The organism is Mesorhizobium sp. M1A.F.Ca.IN.022.07.1.1 (assembly GCF_003997575.1).
Classification (GTDB): Bacteria; Pseudomonadota; Alphaproteobacteria; order Rhizobiales; family Rhizobiaceae; genus Mesorhizobium.
The window spans coordinates 16,691-42,463 of the sequence record NZ_RZST01000004.1; the positions used below are offsets into that span (position 1 = coordinate 16,691).

General features: G+C 61.5%; 21 protein-coding genes and 4 pseudogenes. 12 read left to right on the forward strand and 13 right to left on the reverse strand.

All coding sequences use genetic code 11. The features are described 5' to 3' along the window. Nucleotides 1–60 precede the first annotated feature (60 nt). The 11 genes and pseudogenes from EOA75_RS01695 to EOA75_RS01745 all read right to left on the reverse strand — a co-directional run bounded on the left by EOA75_RS01695 (nt 61) and on the right by EOA75_RS01745 (nt 11,846). Nucleotides 61–1,491: an FAD/NAD(P)-binding protein gene (locus EOA75_RS01695; protein WP_127323441.1), complete on the reverse strand. Its 1,431-nt coding sequence runs from the start codon at nt 1,489–1,491 to the stop codon at nt 61–63. Further along, nucleotides 1,488–2,663 (reverse strand): annotated as a pseudogene (gene ssuD / locus EOA75_RS01700) (FMNH2-dependent alkanesulfonate monooxygenase). Before ssuD ends, EOA75_RS01695 begins: the two are co-directional and overlap by 4 nt. Before the next feature lie 32 nt (nt 2,664–2,695). Next, on the reverse strand, nt 2,696–3,943 hold the full coding sequence (locus tag EOA75_RS01705; RefSeq protein WP_095517101.1) for an SfnB family sulfur acquisition oxidoreductase: 1,248 nt from the start codon (nt 3,941–3,943) through the stop codon (nt 2,696–2,698). Beyond that, the gene (locus tag EOA75_RS01710) at nt 3,940–4,731 is read right to left on the reverse strand and encodes an ABC transporter ATP-binding protein (RefSeq protein ID WP_091600476.1); all 792 of its coding nucleotides are present in this window, start codon (nt 4,729–4,731) and stop codon (nt 3,940–3,942) included. Before EOA75_RS01710 ends, EOA75_RS01705 begins: the two co-directional genes overlap by 4 nt. Nucleotides 4,732–4,797: 66 nt before the next feature. Beyond that, a complete protein-coding gene (locus EOA75_RS01715; protein WP_091600477.1) occupies nt 4,798–6,129 on the reverse strand; it encodes an ABC transporter substrate-binding protein in 1,332 nt (443 codons plus the stop codon). A gap of 53 nt (nt 6,130–6,182) precedes the next feature. Continuing rightward, nucleotides 6,183–7,231 (reverse strand): annotated as a pseudogene (locus EOA75_RS01720) (branched-chain amino acid ABC transporter permease). 3 nt (nt 7,232–7,234) lie between these two features. Further along, nucleotides 7,235–8,131 carry a branched-chain amino acid ABC transporter permease gene (locus EOA75_RS01725; RefSeq protein WP_127318264.1) on the reverse strand — a complete coding sequence of 299 codons (897 nt, stop codon included), beginning with the start codon at nt 8,129–8,131 and terminating at the stop codon, nt 7,235–7,237. After that, a pseudogene (locus EOA75_RS01730) lies at nt 8,131–8,965 on the reverse strand (ABC transporter ATP-binding protein). The gene EOA75_RS01725 and the pseudogene EOA75_RS01730 overlap by 1 nt, the downstream one beginning before the upstream one ends. A gap of 122 nt (nt 8,966–9,087) precedes the next feature. Then, nucleotides 9,088–10,188, reverse strand: coding sequence for a dimethylsulfone monooxygenase SfnG (gene sfnG / locus EOA75_RS01735; protein WP_127323442.1), 1,101 nt, complete (start codon nt 10,186–10,188; stop codon nt 9,088–9,090). 25 nt (nt 10,189–10,213) lie between these two features. Continuing rightward, complete coding sequence (gene msuE / locus EOA75_RS01740) at nt 10,214–10,783, reverse strand: FMN reductase (RefSeq protein WP_236473434.1); 570 nt, start codon at nt 10,781–10,783, stop codon at nt 10,214–10,216. 565 nt (nt 10,784–11,348) lie between these two features. After that, the gene (locus tag EOA75_RS01745) at nt 11,349–11,846 is read right to left on the reverse strand and encodes an amidohydrolase family protein (protein ID WP_342028483.1); all 498 of its coding nucleotides are present in this window, start codon (nt 11,844–11,846) and stop codon (nt 11,349–11,351) included. Nucleotides 11,847–12,448: 602 nt separating this feature from the next. Here EOA75_RS01745 and EOA75_RS01750 point away from each other — a divergent pair. From EOA75_RS01750 to EOA75_RS01780, 7 genes are all read left to right on the forward strand, one after another. Further along, on the forward strand, nt 12,449–14,596 hold the full coding sequence (locus EOA75_RS01750; RefSeq protein ID WP_091600481.1) for a S46 family peptidase: 2,148 nt from the start codon (nt 12,449–12,451) through the stop codon (nt 14,594–14,596). 1,437 nt (nt 14,597–16,033) lie between these two features. After that, the gene (gene yhhA / locus EOA75_RS01755) at nt 16,034–16,228 is read left to right on the forward strand and encodes a YhhA family cyclophane-containing RiPP (protein WP_127323443.1); all 195 of its coding nucleotides are present in this window, start codon (nt 16,034–16,036) and stop codon (nt 16,226–16,228) included. Next, complete coding sequence (yhhB, locus tag EOA75_RS01760) at nt 16,225–18,444, forward strand: cyclophane-forming radical SAM/SPASM peptide maturase YhhB (RefSeq protein ID WP_127323444.1); 2,220 nt, start codon at nt 16,225–16,227, stop codon at nt 18,442–18,444. The genes yhhA and yhhB overlap by 4 nt, the downstream gene beginning before the upstream one ends. Next, entirely contained in the window at nt 18,371–19,366 is a 996-nt protein-coding gene (locus EOA75_RS01765) for a hypothetical protein (RefSeq protein ID WP_127323445.1), read from the forward strand. The genes yhhB and EOA75_RS01765 overlap by 74 nt, the downstream gene beginning before the upstream one ends. An 88-nt stretch (nt 19,367–19,454) precedes the next feature. Further along, complete coding sequence (locus tag EOA75_RS01770) at nt 19,455–19,823, forward strand: GNAT family protein (RefSeq protein ID WP_127323446.1); 369 nt, start codon at nt 19,455–19,457, stop codon at nt 19,821–19,823. Next, the gene (locus tag EOA75_RS01775; protein ID WP_127323447.1) at nt 19,823–20,386 is read left to right on the forward strand and encodes a hypothetical protein; all 564 of its coding nucleotides are present in this window, start codon (nt 19,823–19,825) and stop codon (nt 20,384–20,386) included. Before EOA75_RS01770 ends, EOA75_RS01775 begins: the two co-directional genes overlap by 1 nt. Then, nucleotides 20,352–21,458: a glycosyltransferase gene (locus EOA75_RS01780; RefSeq protein WP_127323448.1), complete on the forward strand. Its 1,107-nt coding sequence runs from the start codon at nt 20,352–20,354 to the stop codon at nt 21,456–21,458. Before EOA75_RS01775 ends, EOA75_RS01780 begins: the two co-directional genes overlap by 35 nt. Before the next feature lie 163 nt (nt 21,459–21,621). On the opposite strand, the gene EOA75_RS01785 is transcribed toward EOA75_RS01780, so the two are convergent. Beyond that, nucleotides 21,622–22,530, reverse strand: a complete 909-nt coding sequence (locus tag EOA75_RS01785; protein WP_127323449.1) for an ImmA/IrrE family metallo-endopeptidase — start codon at nt 22,528–22,530, stop codon at nt 21,622–21,624. Further along, nucleotides 22,530–22,856 carry a helix-turn-helix transcriptional regulator gene (locus tag EOA75_RS01790; protein WP_127323450.1) on the reverse strand — a complete coding sequence of 109 codons (327 nt, stop codon included), beginning with the start codon at nt 22,854–22,856 and terminating at the stop codon, nt 22,530–22,532. The genes EOA75_RS01785 and EOA75_RS01790 overlap by 1 nt, the downstream gene beginning before the upstream one ends. 154 nt (nt 22,857–23,010) lie before the next feature. Between EOA75_RS01790 and EOA75_RS01795 the strand changes: the two are divergent. The 5 genes and pseudogenes from EOA75_RS01795 to EOA75_RS01815 all read left to right on the forward strand — a co-directional run bounded on the left by EOA75_RS01795 (nt 23,011) and on the right by EOA75_RS01815 (nt 25,773). Further along, nucleotides 23,011–23,231 (forward strand): annotated as a pseudogene (locus EOA75_RS01795) (DUF2188 domain-containing protein). Nucleotides 23,232–23,257: 26 nt separating this feature from the next. Beyond that, a complete protein-coding gene (locus tag EOA75_RS01800) occupies nt 23,258–23,530 on the forward strand; it encodes a multiubiquitin domain-containing protein (protein ID WP_120018640.1) in 273 nt (90 codons plus the stop codon). Then, nucleotides 23,505–24,680 carry a ThiF family adenylyltransferase gene (locus EOA75_RS01805; protein ID WP_127323451.1) on the forward strand — a complete coding sequence of 392 codons (1,176 nt, stop codon included), beginning with the start codon at nt 23,505–23,507 and terminating at the stop codon, nt 24,678–24,680. The genes EOA75_RS01800 and EOA75_RS01805 overlap by 26 nt, the downstream gene beginning before the upstream one ends. Then, complete coding sequence (locus EOA75_RS01810; protein WP_127323452.1) at nt 24,677–25,084, forward strand: DUF6527 family protein; 408 nt, start codon at nt 24,677–24,679, stop codon at nt 25,082–25,084. The genes EOA75_RS01805 and EOA75_RS01810 overlap by 4 nt, the downstream gene beginning before the upstream one ends. Further along, on the forward strand, nt 25,081–25,773 hold the full coding sequence (locus EOA75_RS01815) for a hypothetical protein (RefSeq protein WP_127323453.1): 693 nt from the start codon (nt 25,081–25,083) through the stop codon (nt 25,771–25,773). Before EOA75_RS01810 ends, EOA75_RS01815 begins: the two co-directional genes overlap by 4 nt.

Consider the following 25,773-nt stretch of genomic DNA (forward strand, 5'->3'; position numbering starts at 1 on the left):
TTCCACCTTCGCAATACGCTCGGTGAGTGTCATCTGGATAGCCTCATCGTGTTTGCAGCTTCACGACGCCTTACGACGCAACGCCGTTTGGTATCCAAGCCATTGGTGGATTTCAGCGGCTATACGCTCGGCATGCGCGGTGACTTCGGGAATTCCCATCAATTCGCCAACGCTGCCGCGCGCCAGCGGCCCGCTGACGAAAATGCTGTCGGTCGGTCGGCCGGAAGTGCTGACCGCACGGCCTTGGCTGTCGGTCGCCAGGCCAAGGCCAATCGGGTCTAGCCGGACCAGTCCCATTCGCCCGAGATCGGCAATTGCTGTGTTGGTCCGGAAAATATCGGCATGCGCCGGCCCGGTCGTGACGACCACCCTGTCGAACGTCTCGGTTGTCTGAGTGGGTTGGCGCCTTGGCCGCAGCGTGACCCGAATGCGCCCGTCGACCTGCTCGGCGCCGACGATCGATGCGGCGCGATAGGCGAGCATGCCTTCGGCAACGCGGCGATCGAGCACGTCCGCGACCTGTGGCGCGATGCGGAAGCGATGCACATCCCACAGCGTGCGCAAATGGCGCACGAGGCGGCGCTGCTCGTCGAGCGGCAGGGCCTGCCAGATGATTTGTCCCTGACGTCGGACGGCATCGAGGACCGGGTGCCAGTCTTCGCCCCGACGCTTGGCATCTAGGATCGTGGCCCGGATGCGTCTGAGCATCACTGTTGCGCTGCGTGAAGGCAGACTGATGAAATCACCAATCGGGTCGACCGGGAGCACCGCGTGGCTGCGCGAACGATAACCATGACGTGATAGCGCGAGGATGCGGCTGCGATGCCCATTGCGGTCCAGCGTGGCAATGATATCCGCCGACGTCAGTCCAGTGCCGACTACGAGCACATGGTCGTCGCGGCCGATCGCTTGCAGCCCTCCGAGATCATAGGGATTGGCCACCAGCCGGGCTGCAGCAGCCACAGACCGCAGGGCCGATGGCAAGGCCGGTGGCGGATGCGTCGCCGCAATCACTAGGGCGTCGGCTGCGAGCGTCCTTCCATCAGCGAGAATCAGGATGTAGCCCTGGCCACTGAGCTCGACTGACGCGACGGCGGACCTGACATGACGGATCACTTTGCCGGACAGAAAGGGTTGGAGATAAGATTCCACGTAGCGCCCGAAAACGCGTCGCTGTGGGTAGAGTGCTCCATTTGCGGCAATAGCCTCGGCATCGTCGAGAATCGCGCCGGTCTGCTCCAGCCAATCGGCAAAGTGGCTGTCCTGGCCGGAGATCAGCGTCATTCTCGACGCCGGCACATTGATGCGGTGTGAAGGATCGGCCGTCGAGTAGGCCAGACCATAGCCGAGCCCCTCTCTGGGCTCGACGACCACGATATCGGCAGCACCGGCGGGCAGCAGCCGCGCAAGATGAAACGCGGTCGCCGCACCGGAAAAGCCGCCACCGATGATGGCTACGACCGGTCCCCTGCCCAAGTCTCTGGCGCTCAAGACTGACTCGCGCGCAGTGCCGAAGGCCGATGGTCGCCGGCCACCGTTTCGCCGAACGGTCCCATGTTCACTGCCGTCGGGCGCGTCGAGATTTCATGATCGAGCGGCAACAACGGCAACACCAGTTCGCCGAAGCGATAGGCCTCCTCCAGATGCGGATAACCAGACAGGATAAAGCTATCGATGCCAATGCGCCGGTATTCGTCGATCCGTTCCGCAACTGTCGCCGCATCGCCGACCAGGGCGGTGCCGGCGCCGCCTCGGACCAGGCCAACGCCAGCCCACAGGTTCGGACTGATTTCGAGCTTGTCGCGGCGGCCGCCATGAAGCCGGCTCATGCGCGACTGGCCGACGGAATCCATGCGCGCGAAAACCTTCTGCGCCTCGGTCATCGTGTTGTCGTCCAGGCGGCTGATCAGGCGGTCGGCATCGGCCCAGGCCTCATGATTGGTCTCGCGGACGATGACATGCAGCCGGATGCCGAAGGTCACCTGGCGCCCGGCTTTCTCGGCAAGACCGCGCACATGGGCAATCTTTGCCGCGACGTCCGCCGGCGGTTCGCCCCAGGTCAAATATTTGTCGATCTGTTCGGCGGCGACCGCGTTAGCGGCATCGGACGAGCCGCCGAAATAGAGCGGCGGATGTGGCGTCTGCACGGGCGGAAACAGTAGGCGACCGTCCTCGATACGGAAGTGCTTGCCTGCGAACGCTACGGTCTCGCCGCGAAGCACCGCCTTGTAGATGTCGAGGAATTCCCGCGTCACCTCATAGCGCTCGTCATGGCTGAGGAAGATGCCGTCGCCCTTGTTCTCGACCGGATCCCCGCCGGTGACGACGTTGATGAGCAGCCGTCCGCTGGAAATGCGGTCGAGCGTCGAGGTCTGCGCGCGGCTAGCGTCGGCGATTGCAGGCCCGGCCGGACGGCGACAAGGAAGCGAAGCCGCTGCGTCAGCGGTGCCAGCGCCGACGCCACGACCCAGCTATCTTCGCAACTGCGTCCTGTCGGCAGCAGCGCGCCATAGTAGCCGATGGCATCGGCGGCTTTCGCGACTTGGGTGAGATAGGGCAAGTCGACCGCCCTGCCCCCCCTCTGAGGTGCCGAGATAGCGGCTGTCGCCATGAGTCGGCAGAAACCACAGGACCTTGATCCTGTCGGGAGTGGCAATGCTCATGAATGGTCCTCTGTGATTTGGAGGCGCTTCGCTCAGCTCCAGGCATGGAGCGGCGGATTTACGTCGTTGAGGTAGTAGTTGCCGAGGATCGCGTATTTCCAGCGCACCGGATCGTGCAGCGTGTGGGTGCGGGCGTTGCGCCAGTGCCGGTCGAGATTGTGCTCGGCCAGCGTCGAGCGTGTGCCGGCGAGCTCGAACAGCTTGTTCGTGGCAATGATGGCGATCTCTGTCGTGAGGATCTTGGATTCGGCAACCGCGATCTGCGCTTCCGCGACGGTCTTCTCGTTCGGGTCGGCCACGGCGCGATCTACCGCAAGCCCGGCCCTTTCCAGAACCGCCTCTGCCGCGTTGGCCCGCAGGCGAAGGTCGCCAATCGCCTGGATCGTATAAGGATCCTGCCAGGCATGATCGACGCCGCTGTCGATCCAGGCGCGCGACTTGGTGCGCACGAAGCCGACAGTCTCGTCGATCGCCGCCTTGGCGATGCCGAGATCGACCGCGGCCTGGATGATCTGGAAGATGGCGCCGTCGGCCGTCGGCCTGTCATAGCCCTTGTAGCCGGGGACAAGATGCGTTTTGGGCACCTTGACATTGTCGAGCAGGACCGTGCCGGACAAAGTCGTCTTCTGTCCGAAGCTCGACCAGTCGTCGATCACCGTCAGTCCGGGCGCGCCGCGATCGGCGATGGCATACCAGGCGCGCCCCTCGTCATCGAGCGCCACGATCGGAACCAGATGGGCAAGCAGAGCACCGCTCGAATAGAATTTCTGGCCGTTGACCACGACATGGTCGCCGGCGTCGACGAACTTTGTCTCGAAGTCGGCCGCGCGCTTGGAGCCGAACTCGGAGAACGCGTTGCCGAAGCGCGTGCCGGACAGCACCTCAGCGAAAAGCAGCTTCTTCTGCGCCTCGTCGGAGACGGTGCGGATAGCGGCGACGACGCCAAGATGGTTCTGCGGAATCTGGCCGAGCGACGGATCGGCCGCCGAGATGATGGTGATCACCTTCGACAGGGTCACATAGGAGAGCTCCGGCCCGCCATAGGCTTTCGGCACGTTGATCGACCACAGGCCGCTCTGCGAAAACGCATCGAGCTCTTCCTTCGGCCAGATGCGTTCACGATCCCGCTTGGAGGCATCCCTGGCGAATTCGGCGGCGAGTTTTTCGGCGACAGCGATTGCCTCGGCATCGGCCTTGATCACATGCGCCTTGGCAGAGGGTCGTTCGACCGGCGGGACGGCACTGCGGCTATCCGACGCCTGCCTGGATTGGATGGTCATGCTGCTGTCTCCTTGGGAAAATGTTGCGGTGGAAGCGGCGCGCCGCCGAGGTAGTAGGTTTTGATATCGGTGCGCTGGCGCAAGTCGGCAGCCGATCCTTCCAGCACGCTGACGCCGTTCTCGAGCACGGTGGCGCGGTCGGCGTATTTCAGCGCGACCGCCGAATTCTGTTCGGCAACGAGGATCGAAAGGCCTTCGTCGCGGTTGAGCCGTTTCAGGGCGCTGAAGATCTCGTCGACGATCAGCGGTGCCAGCCCCATCGACGGCTCGTCCAGAACAAAGAGTTTCGGCCGCGACATCAGACCCCGGCCGATAGCCGTCATCTGCTGCTCGCCCCCGGAAGTGAGGCCGGACCGGGTTCGCCGCTTCTCGGCGAGCCTTGGGAAAAGTGAATAGACACGATCCAGGTCCGCCTTGACGCCCGTGCGAGAGGACGAGCGTCCGAGCGCGCCGGTGAAGAGGTTCTCTTCGACCGTCAGCGAGCGGAAGCAATGCCGGCCCTCGAGGACTTGGACAAGGCCGCTGCGGACTAGGTGCGAGGGGCTTGCCCTTGAAACATCCTCGCCACCGAAGGTGATCCGACCGGCGGTAATGGCGCCGCGCTCGGCCGGGAGGAGATTGGATACGGCGCGCAGCAGTGTCGTCTTGCCGGCACCGTTGGAGCCGAGCAGCGCGACGATCTCGCCCCTGCCAACCAACAAGTCGACGCCGTGTAGGGCGGCGATGGCGCCGTTGTAGACAGCCTCCACGCTGCTAACTGACAGTATCGGGTATTCCGGGATGGACATCGATGACTCCGCTCGGGAAGGTGGATGGCGCGGCCGGCCAGATTTGTCGGCCGCACCATACCAAATTCAGTTGCTGACCACCGCGTCGGCGTCCTCGGCCGTGCGGATCTTGATGCCCTTTTCCTTGGCATACGCCTCGGACGACTTCTCGATGATCGGACGCAGCAGCTTCCAGTCGGGAGCGATCCAGTCGGAGACGACATTCCACTTCTTGCCGTCCCATTGCTGGAAGGTCACGTAGCCGTCACCCTCGTGATTGTCCCAGGAGACGTTGATCGAGTGGAACAGGTCCTTGGCGCCGAGTGCCTCGACGCGCGCCGGATCGAGCTTGAGATGCTCGAAGCCCCAACGCACTTCGTCGCCGGTCAGCGTGCGGTTGCCGAACTTGGCCTGTGCGATGCGGACCGCCTCGACATTGAGGATGCCATTGACGATGCCGAGATTGTGGTAGACCGAGCCGATGCGGCTTTTGTCCTCGAGATTGCCTTTGCCGTCGCCGTAGACCGTTTTGACGATCTCCTGGACCACCGGATACCGCTCACCCGAGGCCTGGGTGGTGATGGCCGTATAGCCCTTGGCGGCATCGCCGGCGGGGATGACATCCTCTTCGGAATTCGACCAGACATTGCCTATGATGTGATCGGCCGGGAAGCCTGTCTTCTGCGCGGTCTTCAAGGCGACGGGGTTCATCACGCCCCAGCCGCGCAGCACGACATAGTCAGGATGCTCGCGCCGGATGGTCAGCCACTGCGCCTGCTGCTCGTTGCCGGGATGCGGCACCTCGATCTGCGACAGCTCGAAGCCGTATTTCTGCGACAGCAGCTCATAGATCGGGATCGTCTCCTTCCCATAGGGCGAGCCGTGATAGAGCACGACGATGTTCTTGCCCTTGAGCTTGTCGAGGCCTCCTTCCTTGGACGCGATGTAGTTCACGATGCCGGAGGTCTCGCTGTAAGGATTGAGCAGCAGCGGGAAGACGTAAGGGAACACCCGCCCGTCGGTCGTGTCTGTGCGGCCGTGGTTGATGGTGATCAGCGGCACCTTGTCGTCGGTGATGCGATCGATCATGGCATAGGCGATGCCGACCGAGAGTGGATTCCAGGCAGCGATGCCGGGATTGCTCTTCAACCGTTCATACACCTCGACGCCCTTCTCGACCTCATATTGCGTCTCGCCTTCGCTCCAGGCCAGCTTGGCGCCATTGACGCCGCCGTCGCGGATGTTGATCAGGTTGAGATAGTCGATGAAGCCACCGAAAAAGCCGGTTCCGCCGGCCGCATACGGACCGACACGGTAGCTCTGCAGGGGAAAGTATTGTTCTTCGGCGTGAACCGCCGTCGCGCCGAGCACGAAGGCCGTGGCGATCGCCGCTTTTCTTAGGTGACTGAAGAAGGTCATTGCTTACGTCTCCTGATGGGTTGGTCCGAGCGGAGGAGGAAGTTGAGCGGCAATCAGCTGGACCTTGAGCCGATCCGTCGTTTGAGGCGGTCGAAGAGGGCCGACAGCCCGCTCGGTTCCGCGATGAGGAAGATGATGATAATGGCGCCGAGCACGATGCGCTGGCTCATGTCGAGAACGCCCGAATCGAACAGGCCGCCGAACAGGAATGCGCCGAGCCGGGACAGAAAGAGCGGGAGGACAACGATGAACGCCGCACCCAAAACGCGCCACGGATCGAGGCCAGCCCGCCGATGATGATGATGAACAGGATCTGGAATGAGCGGTCGAGATTGAAGCCTGCCGGCTCGACGGTGCGCAGATAGGTGAAGGCCCACAGCACGCCGGCGATACCGATGATGAACGACGAGATGGCGAACGCCAGAAGCTTGGTTCGCAGCACCGGCACACCGATGACGCGTGCGGCGGTTTCGTTGTCCCGCACGGCGATGAAGTTGCGACCGGTCGCGCTGTTGACCAAGCGCCAGACGAGGGCCGTCAGCACCATGACCGTGGTGACCGAAAGCAAATAGCGGCCGGTCGCGCTGTCGAGCGAAAGACCGGCGACGGCCAGGTGCGGCGCCGAGATCACCCCGGACGGGTTGTCGTTGGAGAACCAGCCGAACTTGGTCAGCGCCCATTGCACGAAGAACTGGGCGGCGAGCGTCGAGACGGCGAGGTAGAAGCCGCGCAGCCTGAGACTGGGCAGGCCGAACACGACGCCGAAGCCGGCGGCGGAAATTCCGGCCAGGATCATGGTCACCGCCAGCGGCAGGCCTTCGACCCTGAGGTTGAAATTGTAGGCGCCGAACGCGCCCACCGCCATGAAGGCGGAAGAGCCAAGCGAGAGCTGGCCGCAATAGCCGGTCAGCAAATTGAGGCCGACCGCCGCCAGGCTGAGCGCCAGGAATGGCAGCAGGATCGCCTCGACCAGATAGCCCGAAGCATAGGCAGGGACCACGCCGTAGGCGACGACGAACAGGGCGGTCGCCAACGCCAGCTTCTGAACGAGTTTCGCCCAGTCGACTGGAAGCCTTGCGGCGTCGAGAGCTTGCACGGCCATGGTTCAGACCCTTTCGACGGTTTTCTGGCCAAACAGGCCGGAGGGGCGCACCAAAAGCACAACCAGCGCCAGCGCATAGGCGAACCAGCCCTCGATGCCGCCGCCGACGAACGGGCCGAGATAGACCTCGGCCAGCTTCTCGCTGGCGCCGATGATGAGGCCGCCAACGATGGCGCCGAGGATGGAATCGAAGCCGCCAAGCACCAGCACCGGCAGCGCCTTCAGCACGATCAGCGACAGCGAGAACCGGACGCCGAGACGCGCGCCCCACAACAGTCCGGCGACCAGCGCGACGAAGCCGGCCGCCGTCCACACGGTGCCCCAGATGCGAGGCAGCCGCAGCCCGACGGCGAGGGCCGCGAACTGATCGTCGGCGACGGCGCGAAACGCAAGGCCGATCCGCGTCCAATAGAAGAAGGCGCTGAGGCCTGCGACCATGGCGGCGGCGATCGCCGCCGCCAGCAGGTCGAAGGATGAGATCAGTATGCCGCCGACCTCGAAGGGGGTGTCGTCGATGCCGAGGTCGAGCCCGTGCACCTGCGTGCCCCAGATAAGCTGGGCGGCACCTTCGATGATGTAGGAGAGCCCCAGCGTCGCCATGAACAGCGTCATCGGCGAGCGGTTGACCAGTGGCCTGAGCACGGTCCGCTCGATGGTGAAGCCGAGCGCGACCATGACCGCGAAGGTGATGAGCAGCGAAAGCGCGAAGGGGATGCCGCGTTCGACGAGGCTGACAAAGGTGAGCGCTGCGAACAGCACCATCGACCCCTGCGCGAAGTTCAGCACGCCCGACGTCTTGTAGATCAGCACGAAACCTATGGCGACAAGCGAATACATGACGCCAGAGAGCAGGCCGCCGACCAGCACTTCGATGACGAAGAGGAAATCATAGTAGCTCATCAGATGTCCTCGCCATTCTCGCCCTCGGCGGTGCCGATATAGGCCCGGATCACTGCCGGATCGGCCCTGACCTCGGCCGGCGTCCCGTCTGCGATCTTGCGGCCGTAGTCGAGCACGGCGACGCGGTCGGAGAGGCCCATGACGACGCCGATGTCGTGCTCGATCAGGATGATGGTGACGCCGTGCCGGTCGCGCGCGGCGCGCACGAAGCCGGCCATCTCGGCCTTCTCGGTCGCCGTCATGCCGGCCATCGGCTCGTCGAGCAGCAGCAGCTTCGGCTCGGCGACCAGCGCGCGCCAGCTCGACCCGCTTCTGCAGGCCGTAAGGCAAGGTGGCGACGAGGCGGTCGGCGACGCTTTCGAGATGCAGGAAGGCGACTATCTGATCGGTCTTTTCGGCGATTCCCGCATCTTCGCTCCGGGCGCGTGGCAGACCTGCAATATGTTCGACGAAACTGGCGCGCCTGGTGTGGACGCGGCCGCACGCGATGTTGTTGCGCACGGACAGACCGCCGAATAGCGCCAGGTTCTGGAAGGTTCGCGCAACGCCGAGCCGTGCTAGACGGCTCGCCGGCACCCGGGAGAAGGACTGCCCGCCGATCGCAATCCTGCCGCGGTCGGCGTGATAGAGGCCGCTGATGATGTTGATCAGTGAGGACTTGCCGGCGCCGTTGGGGCCGATCACCGCGCGGATCTCGCCGACTTCCACTTCGAGATCAACATCGCTCAGCGCCTTGACCCCGCCAAAGGAAATGCCGATCCCGCTCAGCGCGAGAACCACATCCGGCCGTGACGACAGGCGTGCCAGACGCCTGTCGCCGACGGGGTTAGCCACCGCGAGGATGGCGGAAATTTCGGACGCGCGCTCGTATGCGGCCGCTCCCAGCGAAGCACCAATCATGAAACATTCCTGCTTTTGAAGGCGTGTCGGCTGCGGCCCCGTGGGCCGCGCCCGTCCTATTCCGCGGCGACAAGCTCCCTGTCGCGAGCTGCTTCCAGTTCGCGCACCAGAGGAATGACGCGCTTGCCGAAGAACTCGACCTCTTCCTGGAAATGCAGGAAGCCGAGCAGGATCAGGTCGGCACCGGCGTCCTTCAGTTTCAGGATGCGTTCGGCGATATGTTCCGGCGTGCCGATGAGATTGCTGCGGAAGCCGTCATTGTACTGAACGAGATCCTCGAGGGACGACTTCGCCCAATTGCCTTCGCCTTCCGGCGAGGCCTTGCCGGCATTCTTGACCTGATCGGCAAAGCCCTGCACCGCCTCCGGATTCGCCTTGGCGATGATCTCGTCGAGCACGGCGCGCGCTTCCTGCTCGCTCTCGCGGGCGATGGCGAAAGCGTTGACGCCGATCCTAACCTTGTGGCCGTTGGCTTTCGCCTTGGTGCGGATGTCGTCGACCTGCTTCCGGATCTCCTCCGGGGTATTGCCGTTGGTGAAATACCAATCGGAGACACGAGACGCCATGTCGCGAGCGGCTCGCGACGAGCCGCCCTGGAATATCTCGGGCAAGGGCTCGATCGGCTTCGGCTTCATGGAATAGTTGGTGAAGCGGTAGAAATCGCCCTTCAGCGTGAAGCTGTCTTCCGTCCAGATGCCGCGCAACGCTCGGATAAATTCCTCCGACCGGCGATAGCGCTCGTCATGATCGAGCCAGAGTTCGCCAATCGCGGCGAACTCGCCTCGGAACCAGCCGCTGACGACATTGACGGAGACGCGGCCATTGGTCAGGTGGTTGATGGTAGCGATCTGCTTGGCCGCCAGCGCAGGGTTCCACGGACCGGGCAGGATCGCTGCGATGACCTTCAGCGTTGTGGTCGCGGCAAGCAAGGCATGGCTGAACGAGACTGATTCGTGCTGGTTGTCGGCCCCATAGCCGGCTGTGAAACGGATCTGGCTCAGCGCATAGTCGAACCCGTTGGCCTCGGCAATCTGGGCGAGCTTGCGGTTGTAGTCGATATCCCAACCCGTCCGCTGCTCGATGTTGGAGATGACCAGGCCGCCGGAGACGTTCGGGACCCAGTAGGCGAATTTGATGGCGTCGGAATGCGAACTCATGTCGTCGTTTCCCCTGTTGATTGGCTCAGCCGACGCGGGTGGCGACGGCGGCATTTGCGTGACTTGAGTTGAGCAAGGAGACCGCGTCGGTAGCGGCCCTTGCAATACGCTCGATGATGGCTGCGCCGACGATTTCGCCATCGACGAAATCGTCGGGCGTGCCGTAGACGCCCGTAGGGACGGTGACAGAGCCAAAAAAGCCGAACAATGGCCGGAGCTGATGTTCGAGCACCAGGCCATGGTATGGGCTCCCGCCGGTCGCCGCGAGAAGCACGGTCTTGCCCGTCAACGCGCGATAGTCGACCAGGTCGAACAGGTGCTTGAGAGCGCCAGTGTAGGAAGCCCTATAGACAGGCGTTCCGACCACGAGCAAATCGGCCTTCTCGACACGCTGGATAATCGCTTCTCCAGATGCGCCAAGTGCGCCGCGGGATAGTCCGGCGAAAAGCGACGGTGCTGCCTCCGTGATCTCAATCAGACCGGTGTCGGCAAGCAGGCGCAACGCGACCGCCTTGACCAGCGCATTGACGACCGCCGTGGTGCGGGACGGGTTGCTTACACCGCCGGATATTCCAAGAACCGATAATCGTGCCAAGTCATCTATCTCCCACACATGCGCCATAGGCCACCACCGAAACCAAACGATATTCTACGAAATCTGTAGACATAAGGTACTTTGTTCTGATGTTTTCACGTCAATGGGAAAAACGGCGCTGCTAGGAGCGGCACGCCCACCGCATTCGATCTCAAATGGGATTAACTTGGCAGGGGCCGTAGGCGTCACCCGCGAGTTCGACTTTGGTGAAAACAGGCTCCGCCGGCGCGATATGAGGAATGTCGTCCAGCCGTTTGTGACAGCGCTCTCCACCGATGCCACGCAATCAAATGAGCGCGTGTATTATGACGGCTAGGCGTGCGAGAAACGTCCTCAGGCATTGCCCTACGAAGGAGCCGATATTAGCGCCGAGATTTCAAGGCTGGTCAGGGACGATTGAGAGTTTTGAGCACCGGCAGCACGAAGGCGGCAATCGCAGCGTCATGCCTTCGGAACCATCGGTAGCTGCTCAATACGTTCTGTTGTGCTCCTGCCTATATATGTGTTGCGTAATTCCCCTGAATGGCAACGGATTACCTGCGTCTGGTTATTCATTCTTCACCACTCACCCGCCCTTGATGATCTTTCGAAGCCGGGCGGGATCGGACAAAATCGCGAGGTCCTTCAACGGATTGCCGTAGACGGCGATGAGATCTGCGTGAGCGCCAGGCGCGATGGTGCCGATGAGGCCTTCCATGTTGAGCACGCGGGCAGCATCCACCGTCGCGGATCGGATCACGTCCCGAGGCTTGAGAACGCGGCCGCGCAGAAGAAATTCCTCTGATTGGTGCCTATGCATCTGGCCAAGCAGATCGGAGCCGTAGCCCATGGTCACGCCAGCGCTTTGAAGCGTTTCGAGCGCCGACAAGCCGGCATCGAGAACGAAGCTCACCTTTTCAAGGGATTCGGCGGACATGCCGTATCTGGCTCCGTCCCGAGCGACGACAGCAAAGGTGATGTTCGTCGGGACGACGAACGCGCCTGCCTCGCGAACCCGGTTGGCGGTTGTCGCTTTGATGAGGTTTCCATGCTCGATTCGGATGGTCGACGTTTCATCCCAGATTTACTTTCGCGCCTCACGCCGGCACTCGCGCACATAGTCCGCCGGGTTATGTCGCCAAGCGCCGAGCGGATTTGCGGCAAGGGGAAGTCCGGGCACTCCTCGCACCCTCGTCCTCGCGCAACACCGCACGTAACAGAAACGATAGCACGCATTCTCACAATTAACGACGGCTGTTCGGCAGTGGGCTTCGTCGCGAGCGAGGACGAGAGTGTCGGGTCTACAACCAAATGTCGGAGGTCGGACCCAAATGTCGGAGGTCGGACACGCAAGGCCCTTACCACGTAGGTGATTGAAAGCTTTATTGACGAGGCGCTCCAATGGCCGGCCCGCAATGCGGGAGATATTGTTAGAGGCGTCTCGAATGACTTCTCCGCGGGACCCGAAGGGCGTCTCAGGCATCCTTTGGCACGATTAGTGCAACGGATGATCCGCAAACGTTGCCGATACAATGTGAGGGGAGCGTCACCCAGATTTTTGTGTTGACCGTCCACTCACTCTTCACCCAGTGGCTGCCGCGCAGGCGCTTGCGGACGCCGGTCAGCCCGATAGCTCATCGATCCAGATCAGCGGAGAACAATACACAGAATGGGAACGAGATCAGCATGAACTCGAATTTTAGTCGTTTGGCCCAAGCCACCGCTATGAACTTGCTCTGGACGTCGGCGAACGAAGGCATGTGGATGCCGGCCCAGATTACGGAACTTGGCGCGGCCATGCGCGCGAATGGACTCCAGCTTGATCCCGCGCAGCTCAGCCGTCTAGACACTGCCCCGCTCAACGCGATCGTATCACTGGGCGGATGTTCAGCTTCCTTCGTCAGTCCGCAAGGACTGGTTGCGACCAACCGTCACTGCGTGCTGGAATCGATCCAGTACAACAGCAAGGAGAGTCAAGACTATCTCACCAAGGGATTTCTAGCGAAAAGCCTTGGTGAAGAATTACCCGCGGTGCCCGGCAGCCGCATCTATGTGATCGAGGATATCCGTGATGTGACCGCCGACATGCTCAAGGGCGTATCGGACAAGCTGAACGGCTTTGCCCGCTATGAGCGGCTCGACAGGAACCGGAAGGCGCTGATCGCCGCATGTGAAGAACAGCCCAATCGCCGCTGCGACGTGGAGTCCTATTATGGCGGCGCCTCCTACTATCTCCAGCAGAAGCTCGAAATTCAGGACGTGCGCCTAGTCTATGCGCCCGCGCTCGGCATCGGTAACTTCGGCGGCGAAACGGACAATTGGACGTGGCCGCGCCACACAGGCGACTTCGGTTTTTACCGCGCTTATGTCGCTCCTGATGGTTCCTCCCGGCCTTATGCGCGCGACAACGTGCCCTACCGGCCGAAGAGCTGGCTGCGCATTGCCTCTAAAGGCGTGCAAGACGGCGATTTCGTCATGGTCGTCGGCTTTCCCGGAGAAACCAATCGGTTCCGCACGGCGGATGAAGTACGGTTCAATTTCGCGCGGTACGAACCGCTGTTGCAGCATTTGCTGTCGGATTATGCGGCCCAGATAAACCAAACCACGGCAGGCAATCGAGAAGCGCAGATCCGCTACGCCTCCATCCTGCAAGGCGTGGAAAACTACAAGAAGAAGTTGGCGGGCGATCTCGCCGGGGCCAATGCGATCGGGCTCGACGTGCGCAAGGCGATCGAGGAGAAAGCTTATCTCGACTGGGTCGCCGACGATCCCGCGCGGCAGGCGCGCTATGGCGCAGCGATCGGCGAACTGGGCGCCATGGTGGACGAGAATAGCCAGGCCTCGCTCGAGGGGCTGCGCCAGGCGCTGCTGAACCGCGCGCAAATGCTCTCATCCGCGCGCACTCTGTATCGCTGGGCCAAGGAGCACGAGAAGCTCGATGAAGACCGCGAACGCGGCTTTCAGGATCGTGACCGTAACCAGACCGTGGATCAACTGACGCAGATCGAACGCGGTTACCTGCCCGACATCGATCGCAAGCTATTTGAGGCCGCGCTCGATGAATATCGCCGGCTAGACGCAAAGGACCGCGATACTGCGTTCGAAACGGCTCTGGACCAAATCGGCCTTGACCGACTTTATGCAGAAACCAAACTCGCCGACACGGCCACGCGGCTCGGCTGGCTCGACAAGCGGGCTGCTGCCTTCGAGGCGTCGGACGATCCTTTCATCAAGCTGGCGGTCGCGCTCTATCCCGGCGACATAGCTGCGGAGCGCGCGGCGAAGGACCGCGCTGGCCGAGCGCAGGCGGCGCGCGCGACTTATATGCAGGGCCTGCGCGCCTACTGGCAGGCGATTGGCCGGCCGGTGTATCCCGACGCGAATGGATCGCTGCGCATCACCTGGGGCAAGGTGTCGGGGCGAACACGCGACGGGCAGATCTGGACGCCATTCACCACGGCTGAGGGACTTCTGGCCAAGCACACTGGCAAGGGCGAGTTTGATGCGCCCGCCGCCGCCGTCGCTGCGATCCGGGCCAAGAATTATGGCCCCTATGTCGCGCCGGAGCTGGGCACTTTGCCGGTCGACTTCATGTCCACGGTCGACATTACCAATGGCAATAGCGGCTCGGCCACGCTGAATGGGCGCGGCGAGTTCGTCGGTCTCGCCTTTGATGGCACGCTCGATGGAGTGATCTCCGATTGGGCATATGCCGCAGACCGCAGTCGAAGCATCCATGTCGACAGTCGCTTCATGCTTTGGACCATGGACAAGATTGACGGCGCTGCCTGGTTGCTCAAGGAGATGGGAGTGCTGCCGGCGTCGCGTTCATGAGCGGGGTAGTCTGGCGGTAGGCGGCCTGTCGGCGTCATACCTCCACAAATCCCCCTTGGAATTTTAGACAAATCCCGTGTGGAAGCGCCGCCTCAGCCGGTCTTGCAGCGCCTGCCGGTCGGCGACGAGGTCGTCGCAGCGACCCGGCGCCGCTGCCCGGCCATCAATTGTCCAATCGGCGCCCACGTGCCAACACAAACACGCCGCAGTCATAAGCATTCGGCTGTCGGGTCATGGGGGCTGCCTCGAAGGTGCCGTTCAGCACCCTTGCGAGCTGGTTTGCAGGCTCGTCGTTGTGGCCCTGTCCGGGAGGAGTCGTGGTGATAGGCGACCCGCTCCGGGTTGCGGCCATCAACGAGCAGCAGCGAGCAATGGGTGCTGTCGCTGGTACGATTGCCATTGCTCACTGGCACGAATAGGAAGTCGGCTGGGCCGACAGCTCGATTATAGATGACCTGCAATGTCTCTTGCGCGTTCTGCGACCCTGCGTAACGCATTTGATCCACCTCGCGACCCAAGTTCCATGTTCCAGTCTGCCATTTATGCGACTTTCGAAGCACAAAAGGCGAACGTTGAGAGGGCGTTGTGTGTTTTCGACGTCAATAGGCCGTGCCCATTCCGCAGTTCCGCGAGCATTAGCAATGGCTGGAAACTGTGATTGATCGGAGAAGACTTGAGAAGGCGCTGGGACTGCCAAGGCGAAATTCCCAGGCTCTTCACTCATCTAACTTGTAGCAGAGCAATGATTCAGAACACCAACAGCCAATCGCACTAAGCTGAGGTTATAGAGCAGCCCCTGTCTTGGTCGCTTGCGAACGGTTTTGCGATCCGAGGGCTCAAAGTTGTCGTCACCAACGCCCCAGTCCCACCTTCGTCGCCAGCTCCTCGCGAAGGTCTCGCATATCGTCCGCGATTGCATCGGCGGTGCCCGTTTCATCCAAAGCCCGATAGAGTTTCTCAGCTTCCTCATAGGCCCAGAGAACCCGCGCGGAACGCGTCGTTTTCGTCCATCCTGGGTCTCACCTGGGTTGATCGCTAACATTCGACGTTTATAATTGTGCATAGTTTGTCTACAGCGCTTCGATCGCGCTACCGTATATCAAAATAGAAGCGCCAAGATCACGTCGGAGTCGAGATCACTTTACCTGCATCTCACGCGGATTTATCGAGGCGAGTCGTGGTCGCTTACAATGTTGTCCACCGCGAAGCGTTCGAAAAGATCGGACCGTTCTGTCTAAATGACGTCAAACGACGCTGAATCGCTATCGTAGAAGCAGTGTCCCATCACCAATCGCCAATTTTACCTTGCCGTCCGTTTGTCAATACAGTCTACATCTTGGATTTTTGGCCTGTAAACAGAATGCTTGCCTGAATGAAATCAGCTAGCATCTGTCTTTCGGTGTGCTATGATAGCTTTGCCAAAAAATGGAGACTCCTATGTCGAATCCCAATCCACAGGAGGCTCCCGCCTCTGTCACCGTCCCGAATCGCGATGTCCGCGCAGCGCTGCTGCGGGGCCGCCTGGCCAATCCGGCGCTGCAGCGTCTGCAGGGGCGCGTCCTGTCCCAGGCGGAGCCCAGCGATGTCATCACCAGCTATGACAGGATGCACCACCGCCACAGCCGGTCATGACAGTTAGCGAGGCGCCTCCCCGGATTACATCGTTCCTGGTCAAGGTCGCCTCGCGCTGCAACCTCGATTGCGACTATTGCTACGTTTATCATCACGCCGACCAATCCTGGCGCTCCATGCCAAAATTGCTGTCGGCGGATGATCGTTTTGCTTTTGTGGAAAGGCTGGCGACGTATTTGTCGGAAGAATCAATCAAGCGCTGTACGGTGATTTTCCACGGCGGGGAGCCTTTGCTGGCTGGCGTCGAAACGCTTGTGGCCTTTGCCGACCAGATCCGGGCAGCCACGCCCTCATCGGTCGATATCGGGGTGCAGACCAATGGCCTCTTGTTGAGCGAAGCCGCGCTCACCGCGTTCGAGGCTGCAGACATCAGCATCTCGCTCAGCCTGGACGGGCCGAAATACGCCAATGACAAACATCGGAACTCGAAAAAGGGCCGTTCCAGCTTCGAGCGCGTCCAGGAAGCGCTCGGGCGGCTGAAACGGCATTCGAAGATTTTCGCAGGAGTGATTGCCGTCATCGACCCGACCACGCCCGCAGAAGACCTCCTGGCGTTTTTTGCCGCGCATGATGTGCCCAAGCTCGACTTCCTGCTGCCGGACGCGCACCATTTGCGACCGCCGGCCGGTCGAAGCGAGCAACCTGATTTGTACGAAGCCTGGCTTTGTCACGCCTTCGATGTCTGGCTCGACGATTACCCCCAGCTGCCCATACGCACATTCGAGGCTTTGCTCGACGCGGTCGCGGGGCTGCCCTCGAGTACCGACGCCTTCGGCTTGGGCGATGTCAGCCTTATCGGGATAGAAACCGATGGCAGCTATCATGATTTGGACGTGCTGAAAGTCACAAAGGATGGCGCAACGCGAATTGGCGGCGCCGTGACAGACACTGCGATTTCATCGATCGCTTCATCCGATCACCTGGCTGCTCACAGACAATTGCTGAGTAAGCCTGGTCTCAGTGTCACATGCCAGGAATGCGCGATTGTCGATATTTGCGGTGGCGGTTCGCTCCCACACCGCTATGGCGCCAACGGTTTTGACAACCCGACCGTCTACTGCGGAGAAATGACCGCGCTGGTCGCGCATATTCGGAGGCGGGTCCAAGGTTTGCTCGACAGCAGTGCTCGACCAGCACAAGCGCTCTCCGACGCCTTCAGGTTTGACCGATACGAATCGGCAGAGTTCGGCGCGGAGGAGATGGCGCATCTGTGCGCAGCCTCGCGTCAGGCGTTGCAAAGCGAGTTTCTTGAAGCCGCGCGTTTTCTGCCGCCGGACGAATTTGAAAAGGTGGCAGATCTCGGCGTGACGGACCCGGAACGGCTGGCGGAACTTTGCCAGCAGCCTGGAGCGGTCGCATGGCAGAGAACCCTGTCCTCCCAGAATTTGGGGCGGGTTGTGCATACGGTGGATGGGCAACCCCTGTCGGCGGACGCGGATTATCTCGGCGAGATGCTCGATCGGCCTGCAGACAAATTGTCCGCTCTGGCGGTTGCCCGGGAGGACAGTTGGCTACGCAAACCGTTCGGCGACGCCATTTATTTCGAGACCGAGGCTGCGGCCGCGCAGGCGCGGCCGGTTGTCGAGGAGGCGCTGCAGATCGTTGAGGCGTGGCGTCCAGCGCTGGCGGCTGAAATCCGCATGGCCTGCCGCGCCGTTCAATTTGTTCGCGATCCGCTCGCCCATCCCGAAAAAATTGTCTCCTTCAGCGACAATACAGTGCCAGGGGCCCTTTACGTGTCCGTCTGGCAAGGAGACCGGCTGATCGACCCTTACGATTTGGCCGACTCCTTGATCCACGAGCATCGCCATCAGAAGCTCTATCTTCTGGAACGCATCTCCCCAACAGTAGAGCCGACCGAAATGCGGGTCGTCTCGCCTTGGCGTGAGGATTTGCGTCCCCCCTCGGGACTCCTGCATGCCGTCTTCGTATTTGTCGAGCTGCGCCGGTTTTGGGAGTTTGTCCGCCAGGACGGACCGGCGCGCCTGCACAATCGGGCGGTCAACCAGATAAGGGACACTGATGAACATCTCGCTGAAGCGTTCGCGACGCTTTTGAGCTGCCCGCTAACGCAGACCGGCCGCTCCCTGACCGAGGTTCTGAAGAAAGCCTCCGAGCCGGCGCTTTGGCGGCGTGAACAGGTTGCATCTTCCTGTCGACCGCTTGCCGGCCTCGCCATCGGGACGACACGCCGCACTTCGCGACTATTTCTGTGACAAGGACGCCCGCGCCGTCCGGGAGGATGCCGGCTGGCGACTCACCCTGGCCTGGCCCGACGGGATCGATCGACATGTCGATCCGGGACTTGATAAGGGTCTGGCCTGGTGGGGTGGAAACATCACCCGGCCAACCATGGCCACGGCACGCCGCCGCGGCGGCAACGTCTTGAGCGCCCTCTACGACAGCTGGACCCTTCACAGCTGGAGCGAGCGCGTCCAGGAACTGGGCATCGGTGCTCAGGAGGAGGTGCTTGTCCTCCACGTCGACGATCACCGGGATCTCGCCAGCCCCCGGCTATTTGAGGAAAATGGCCAGTGGGTGGATCCGATCAGCGGGTCATCCTGTAGCCTCGACGACCCCGAAAGCATACGCGCGGCCATCGAAAGCGGCGCCATCGGGATGGGCAGTTTCCTGACCCCATTTCTGCACGCTTTCCCGCGCACCGAGGTCCGCCACCTTTGCCAACCGCCGAAGATCCGATCGACCCAGGACTTTGCGATCGAACGGTATGAGCAGGCGGACGACCTGCTGGATCCTGGCCGCAAGCGGCCGGCAGTAAGGCTCGTTGCCTCCTCACGAGGGACAGGACCGGGCAGTTACCGCCTGACCCCCAATCTCGATGATTGGCTTGAGTTGCTGCCTGAGCGGCGAACCGTCCTCCACATCGATATGGATTTCTTCAACAACCGCTTTGACGGAGACACCGACTGGCAAAGCAGGGGCGATCTTCTCGATCCACCAATCGAGCGCATCCTGAGGCAAATCGATGGGCTTACGGCGGCGCTTGCTGGATCGACTGTCGGGGCCCAGCTGATCGATATTGTCGTCGCCTACTCACCGGGATTCTTCCCGGCCGAGTTCTGGGAGGCGGCCTCAGATAGGCTGATCCCGGGCCTGGAGCGCATCTATGAGCGCTAAATCCGCACCGAGGCCTGGCCCGCGCCGCAAGCCGAAGCGCCCGACACCCAAGCCCAAGCCCACAAAGGTCAAACCGAGCAGTGCGTTCGTGCAAGCCGATCAGGTGGTGCTCGTGCCTACCAAGGGGACGGCAAAACGCGGCGGTGGACCCGGTGGCGAAGCCTGGCGCATCGAGGCAGAAGGCAAGCGGGCCGGCGTGGTGTTCATCAACCTTATCGACGAGGCGCCGGTCGGCCCGCATGCGTCCATACAAATATATCTCAACACACTGAACCAGGGGCGCCGCATCGGCAGGGTCGCTTACAAAAAGGCCTGTGAGGCGAGCCGTTACGATGTCATCTATGCCCATATGCGCAAATCCAACGAGGCTTCGCGCCGCGCCGCCGAAGAGGCAGGTTTCAAGGACGATACAAGACCGTCAATGATGCAACTTCTGCTCGTGTGGCGGCGCTCTTGATGAGATTTTGGCCGCAATGGCTGAAGCCATCGGCGATGGTGGATCTGCGCCAAGTCATGCTTGACCTGAGGCCTGCCTTGCGCACGGAAATTAGCGGTGCGGTGGGCGAGGCGGAGCTTGGTCGCTGGGCGCGCCTGAATGGGCTCTATTATTGTCGTGACAGCGATAATTTCATTGTCTTTTCAAAGCGGCCGGCTTTGGCCAGGCGGGTCTTGACCATCGACCAGACTGTTGGCGAGCACAGCGCCTGGCTGGGGCATTGGCTTGGCTATCCTCCTTGTTGCGTGCGCGCAGCGCGGCGGGTCGGTGAGAAGAACCTGGATTCATGGTCCAGGCAGTTGGCCAGCCGACATCACGTCGGAAATTTTGCTTCTATCATGGTCGATGGGTATGCGGCGGGCCGCGCCCTTATCAGCCATATACCTTGCTCGCCTCACTGTTCTGCGTCACTGCGGCTGGCCTCCCAGCTGGTAAAACCGCATTCTCCTGCACAGCGGCCATCGACCCTGGCCAAATTGCGAGGCTTTCATGCAGACGGCCGTCGTCATTCCCTGCCTCAATGAAGAAGCGTCCCTGACCGAGACATGCCTTTCGCTAGGCTTCGGCGGCAGTGCGGCATTGCCAGGCAGCGTCCTGGTGCTGGTCGACAACGGGTCGAGCGACGGCACCCCTGCCGTGATGGAGGCCATCAAGAAGGCCAGCCCAACACCTGTCCTGCTGGGACAGACGCTGGAACGCGGCTATGTCCCCCCACGACATCTCGGCGTGCTCATGGCCAAAGCCTTTGCTGCCGAGCAAGGGCTTTCTGATGACGAGCTTTTGATCCTCCAGGCCGATGCCGACACGGTCTATGCGAGCGACTATCTCGCCGCCATGCAGGCGGCGGCTCTTTCGGCGCCGCTCGATTTGATTGAAGGGGTTGCCCGCCCGTCGGAGAATTTTTTGAACGACCATGCCGGTTACGCCGCTTGCTGCGCAATGGCCGATGAAGCGGTTTCCAGCCTGTTTGTGGCCGAGCAGGACGAGGTCATTGTTGACGACAAGGTGGCGGGATTTCGCTTGTCACAGTATTTGAGATGGGGCGGGCATCAGCGGGAGTTCGATCGCCACGGTGACGAGATCCACGCGGAGACGTCGCGGCTCTTCCTGCGGGCAAAGACCTATGGCGCCGGGCGTACCCGTTCCGCAGGGGCTGTGGCGTATCCGTCGCGCCGCAAGATCGAGGCCGATCCGCTCGCAGCATTCGCAACGGCCGGCTTTCCGCGGGAACGCCGTTGGCGCGAGCGATGGGCAAAAACCCATCCCGTGTATCCGTCGTTGGCACAGTTTGATTGCACACCATTGGGCGAGGCGTTTCTTCAGCCCATTTTCATGCGCCAAATGCACGACATCATTCTGTTCGCGTTGATGCCGGCGCAGGTGCAGTTGGCCCTTGGCCAACGGTCGACAATCTCGCTTGTACAGTCTCCTCTCGCCCCCTTGCTTGAAAAAGTGGACGTCAGCGCCGAAGTGTTGAGGATGGCCCCCGGGCGGATTTTCGAGGCCTTCTTCACATTGGCCGAGCTCCAACCCGGTCTCTTCTCGGATTGCATCCGCAACGCCCCGCGCGACCTGTCATCGAATGATACGCGATGAGACTTCGACCAAAGCCACGTTTAAGGCGAGTTGCGGCGGGCGAGCTTTCACCGGCTGACGCGCGCTTGATCTCCTCGTCGCTAGTTTGACGACACGGCCCCTGGCAACGCGGCGTTGCGCCCAATTGGGTGGATCGCCTCGAGAAAGGGATCGGGTAGCCGCCTTACCGGTCAGGATATAGGCGGCGCTTGAGCCGCTCAGCCGAGGTCATTTCCGCTTCTTCGTCAGCCTCGTCGTCATCGCCGGAGGCTGCCTCTCGCGATAGCATGATCAGCGCGAAGCCCTGAGTTTGTAGCAGAACTTGCTCGTAGAGCGGCGCGGCTTGGCGACCTCTCTCCACATGGAGCCACACGCCGGCGTCGGTTTCGTCGATCTCACTGGGAACGCCCGTCTCATGTTTCCGACGCTGCAGCAGCGAGTGCGCGGGAACCATGGCCCCAGTCGGGATTGAAAGTTTGGGAAATTTGAGCGCGTCGCGATAGTCGCGCAGCACCTTGCCGTTCTGCGTGACCACAATGGCCACAGGTTCCTCGCGGAACTTGACGTAAGCGCGGCCGGCCGCCTCTTTGCTGACGTCGTACTTCTTGGCGATGGCCGACAGTTGGCGGATGTCGGGATCCTTACCCACGGCAACATCGACCCGGAATTTTGGGGGTGGCATCAGGAGCTGCGAGGCAAAGCGATTGGCCTCGACCTCCATTTTCAGGCGCCGATCCGACTTCCCGCCCTTCAGAGCCCGCATGTCCTGGAGCCTGCAAAGAAAACGTCCTTCGGCCGACGGCACATGCGACGGCATCAGGAAGTGCCCAAGCTCGTGGGCTATGGTGAAGCGCCGCCGCTCCCTAGGGCTCGCTTCGTTGAACAGAATTGTTCCGTTGAACTTGTCGGCCGAGGTCAGAAGGCCGCCTTCGTAGCCGTCAGTGGTCAGGGGGACGATCTCGAGAATATCGAGGCGCAGGCACAATTCCTCAATGGGCACCGGAATCGCCAGCTGCGGCTCGTGCTTCAGGATTTCCAGGACGAGGCGTTCGGGGCTGGCTGCATCGGCCAGATCGATGCGGCTGATGTTCATCACTTAGTGCGGCTGGCCTTGAGACGCTCGGCCAGCAAGGCGATGGTTTCCCGGTCGGCCGGCGAAAGCTCACTGAGATTGCGGTAGAGCGCCACGAGTGCGGGTTCCTCCTGACCCGCGGCCGGATTTTCGCCAACCAGATCCGCGACGCCGATCTTGTAATAGTCAGCAAGGCCTTTGAGCAGGACAAGGGATGGGTTCTTGCTGGCGCCGCGTTCAAGGTCCCAGATATGCGCCTTGGAGGCCCCGACTGCGTCGGCGACCTCCTGCAGCGATTTCCCGCTGCGCACACGCAGCTGCTTCAGCTTGACGGCCAGTTCTACCATTCAGTCCTTCTCCGGAATCATTTTTGGCGCGCACGCTTTCGCGGCACGCCGTCTGATCAGGCACTACAACATCATACCATGGGCATTGACGCAACCCGCGCCGTAAGATATAGTTGTACGCACTTGTAGCAAACGAACCTTAACAGAGATTTTTATGGGCAAAAATCGGCATGTCGTACCTCGCGACGGTCAGTGGGCGGTGCTCGGCGCCGGCAACACTGCGCCACTTCCCTTCATCCGACCCAGGCCGATGCGATTGCCTCGGCAAGGGATATCGCCATCAACCAGCAAAGCGAGGTGGTGATCCATAGCCCGAACGGACAAATCCGTGACTCGAACTCTTACGGCAACGATCCCTTCCCGCCGCGCGGTTAGCGGCTTCAACAAAAGGATACTCCAAAATGCAGACCCAGGAGAACGAAAAGGACAAGGACAAGACCGTCACCATTATCGTTGACGGCAGCCCCTACGAGGTCCCGAAGAAGGACACTATCAGCTACGCCGAAGTGGTGACGCTGGCCTACCCCGATTATCCGCAGCACCCCGAGATCACCTACTCGGTGACCTACACGCGCGGCGATGGCCACAAGCCGGAAGGCATCCTGGCTCCGGGTGGCAGCGTGAAGGTCAAGGAAGGGATGGTCTTCAGTGTTAATCGAACTGGCCAGTCATAACGATGATATCCGTCGCCTGCTCGAAAAGGGCTATGCTCTGAGGGTGGACACCTTGCACCTCGTGGTCCGGGACATTCCTTACCTCGACCACGAGGGCGTGCTTCAGACCGGGTCCATTGTCGCCAAACTCGTCCCTGTCGACGAGCATCACTTCGTTCAGGATGACCACCAGGTCTATTTTGCCGGATCGGCGCCATACGGCCTCGAAGGTCAACCCGTCCCCAACCTTGCCGGCGGTGCAACAACCATTCCGTTGTCTCACGACGACGTCGTCGTCCAGAGGTCATTCTCCAACAAGCCGGCGACCGGGTTTGCGAATTTCTTCGCCAAAATCGAACACTATGTCGCCCTGATTTCCGGACCGGCGATAGAGCGGTTTCCGCAGGCCACCCCCCTCACCTTTCGCGTCGATCCCGACATCGTGCCGGACTCCGTGTTCAAGGTTCATGACTCCCTGACCAGCCGCGCCGAGATCGCCGATCTCGCCAACGTCTTTGTCGACGACGTCGTCGCCATCATCGGGCTTGGTGGCACGGGCTCCTATGTTCTGGATTTCATGGTCAAGACCAGGGTCAAGGAGATCCGCGGCTTTGACGGTGACCTGTTTTACCCGCACAACGCGTTCCGGTCGCCTGGAGCCCTGGATCCCGAGGACTGGCAGAAGTCGAAAGCCTCGGTCGCCGAAAGGCGCTACGCGAACTTTCGGCACGGACTGTCGATGCGGCAGGTCTACATCGATGCTTCTTCCACGGCCGAGCTTGAAGGCGTGACGTTTGCTTTCGTTTGCGTGGACAAGGGCTCGGCCCGCGCCGCCATCTTCGAGCTTTTGACGGGGATGGGAATACCTTTCATCGACGTCGGCATGGGCCTCAATCGCAAACAGGGTCCCTTGGCTGGCACACTGCGCGCGACCTATTTCAGCGTCGAAAAGGCGGCAGAGGTCCGAGCCATGAACTTGGCCGAAACCGTGGATGACCCCGACAACGCCTACCGGCAGAACGTTCAGATCGCGGAGCTGAACGCCATCAATGCCGCCCTTGCCGTGATGATGTACAAGCAGCGGCGCGGCTTTTACGTCGACGACAGTTCGGCGTACCATTTGCTTATGGACACGACCACTCTCAGGATTATGTCGGAGCGCGACCCGTGAACGATCTGACGCTCCAGCATGTCCAGTACGTGCCGAAACAACTCGAGCCGGGCATTCTCTACGTGTCGAAAGAGTTTGCCGTGGCCGCACATCTCTGTGCATGCGGCTGCGGCAACAAGGTGTCGGTCCCGCTTGGACCCGCCGAGTGGACGCTGACTGAGCGCAGCGGCCGTGCAACACTGCGCCCATCGATCGGCAACTGGCAGCTGCCTTGCCAGTCCCACTACCTGATCACCGACGGTCGGATCGACTGGGCGCCCCGCTGGGGCGAGGAGCAGATCGCTGCCGGCCGCCGGGCGGAAGGGAGGCGGCGGGAAGCTTACTTCAAGACACGTGAGCCGAAACGCAGCCTTGTCGGGCGCCTTTGGGACGCTTTGCTCAAACTGCTCGGATGGCGCGGATGACGATGACATCGTCCGAAGTTGTGCGGTCAGCTTGGACGGACGGGCTGGTCCCGATGGTTCATTGTCCGGGATGTCACGGGCTCTACAAGGACGTGCACCAACCGTGTCCGGTTTGCCAGCGTCAGATGCAGCCGGACGCGTTTCCCGAGCCGAACGGCCGCGACGGCGTCCCACGGTACACTTTGCCGGGGGCGGCTCCCTACACGATCTTCGTGCTGCTCGACTTGATGCGGAACGAATGGGAGCGGCCGCTAACCGCCACGAATGGGATGGCTGGGCGCGTTTCCCAGTGCCTGGTCATCGTGATCCTGTTCTGGACCGCCTTTGAGGTATTGATGGAGCGGTTTTTCGAGGCCGCCTTCGCGGACGATCCCGAGAACAAGGAACTTCGTCGGACGCCCAACATCGGGCAAAGGCTGGACCGGGTCTATCGCGATCGCTGGGGCAGAACCTTCTGGGACGATCTGACCGACATCGGCTACCCCGAGGTGGCGCGGCACCTCCAGACCGTCCAGCATCGGCGCAACGCGTTCATCCACGGCGACGCCGAAGCGATCGACGAGGCCTTGGTAACCTCGGCGGTCGCAAACTTGCTGGACGTACAACTGGCTTGGATCGCGCTGTTCAACAAGCGCTGTACCGGCAAGCAGAACAAGATTCCGGTGTGGGCGTTCAAACCGAAGCCGTGA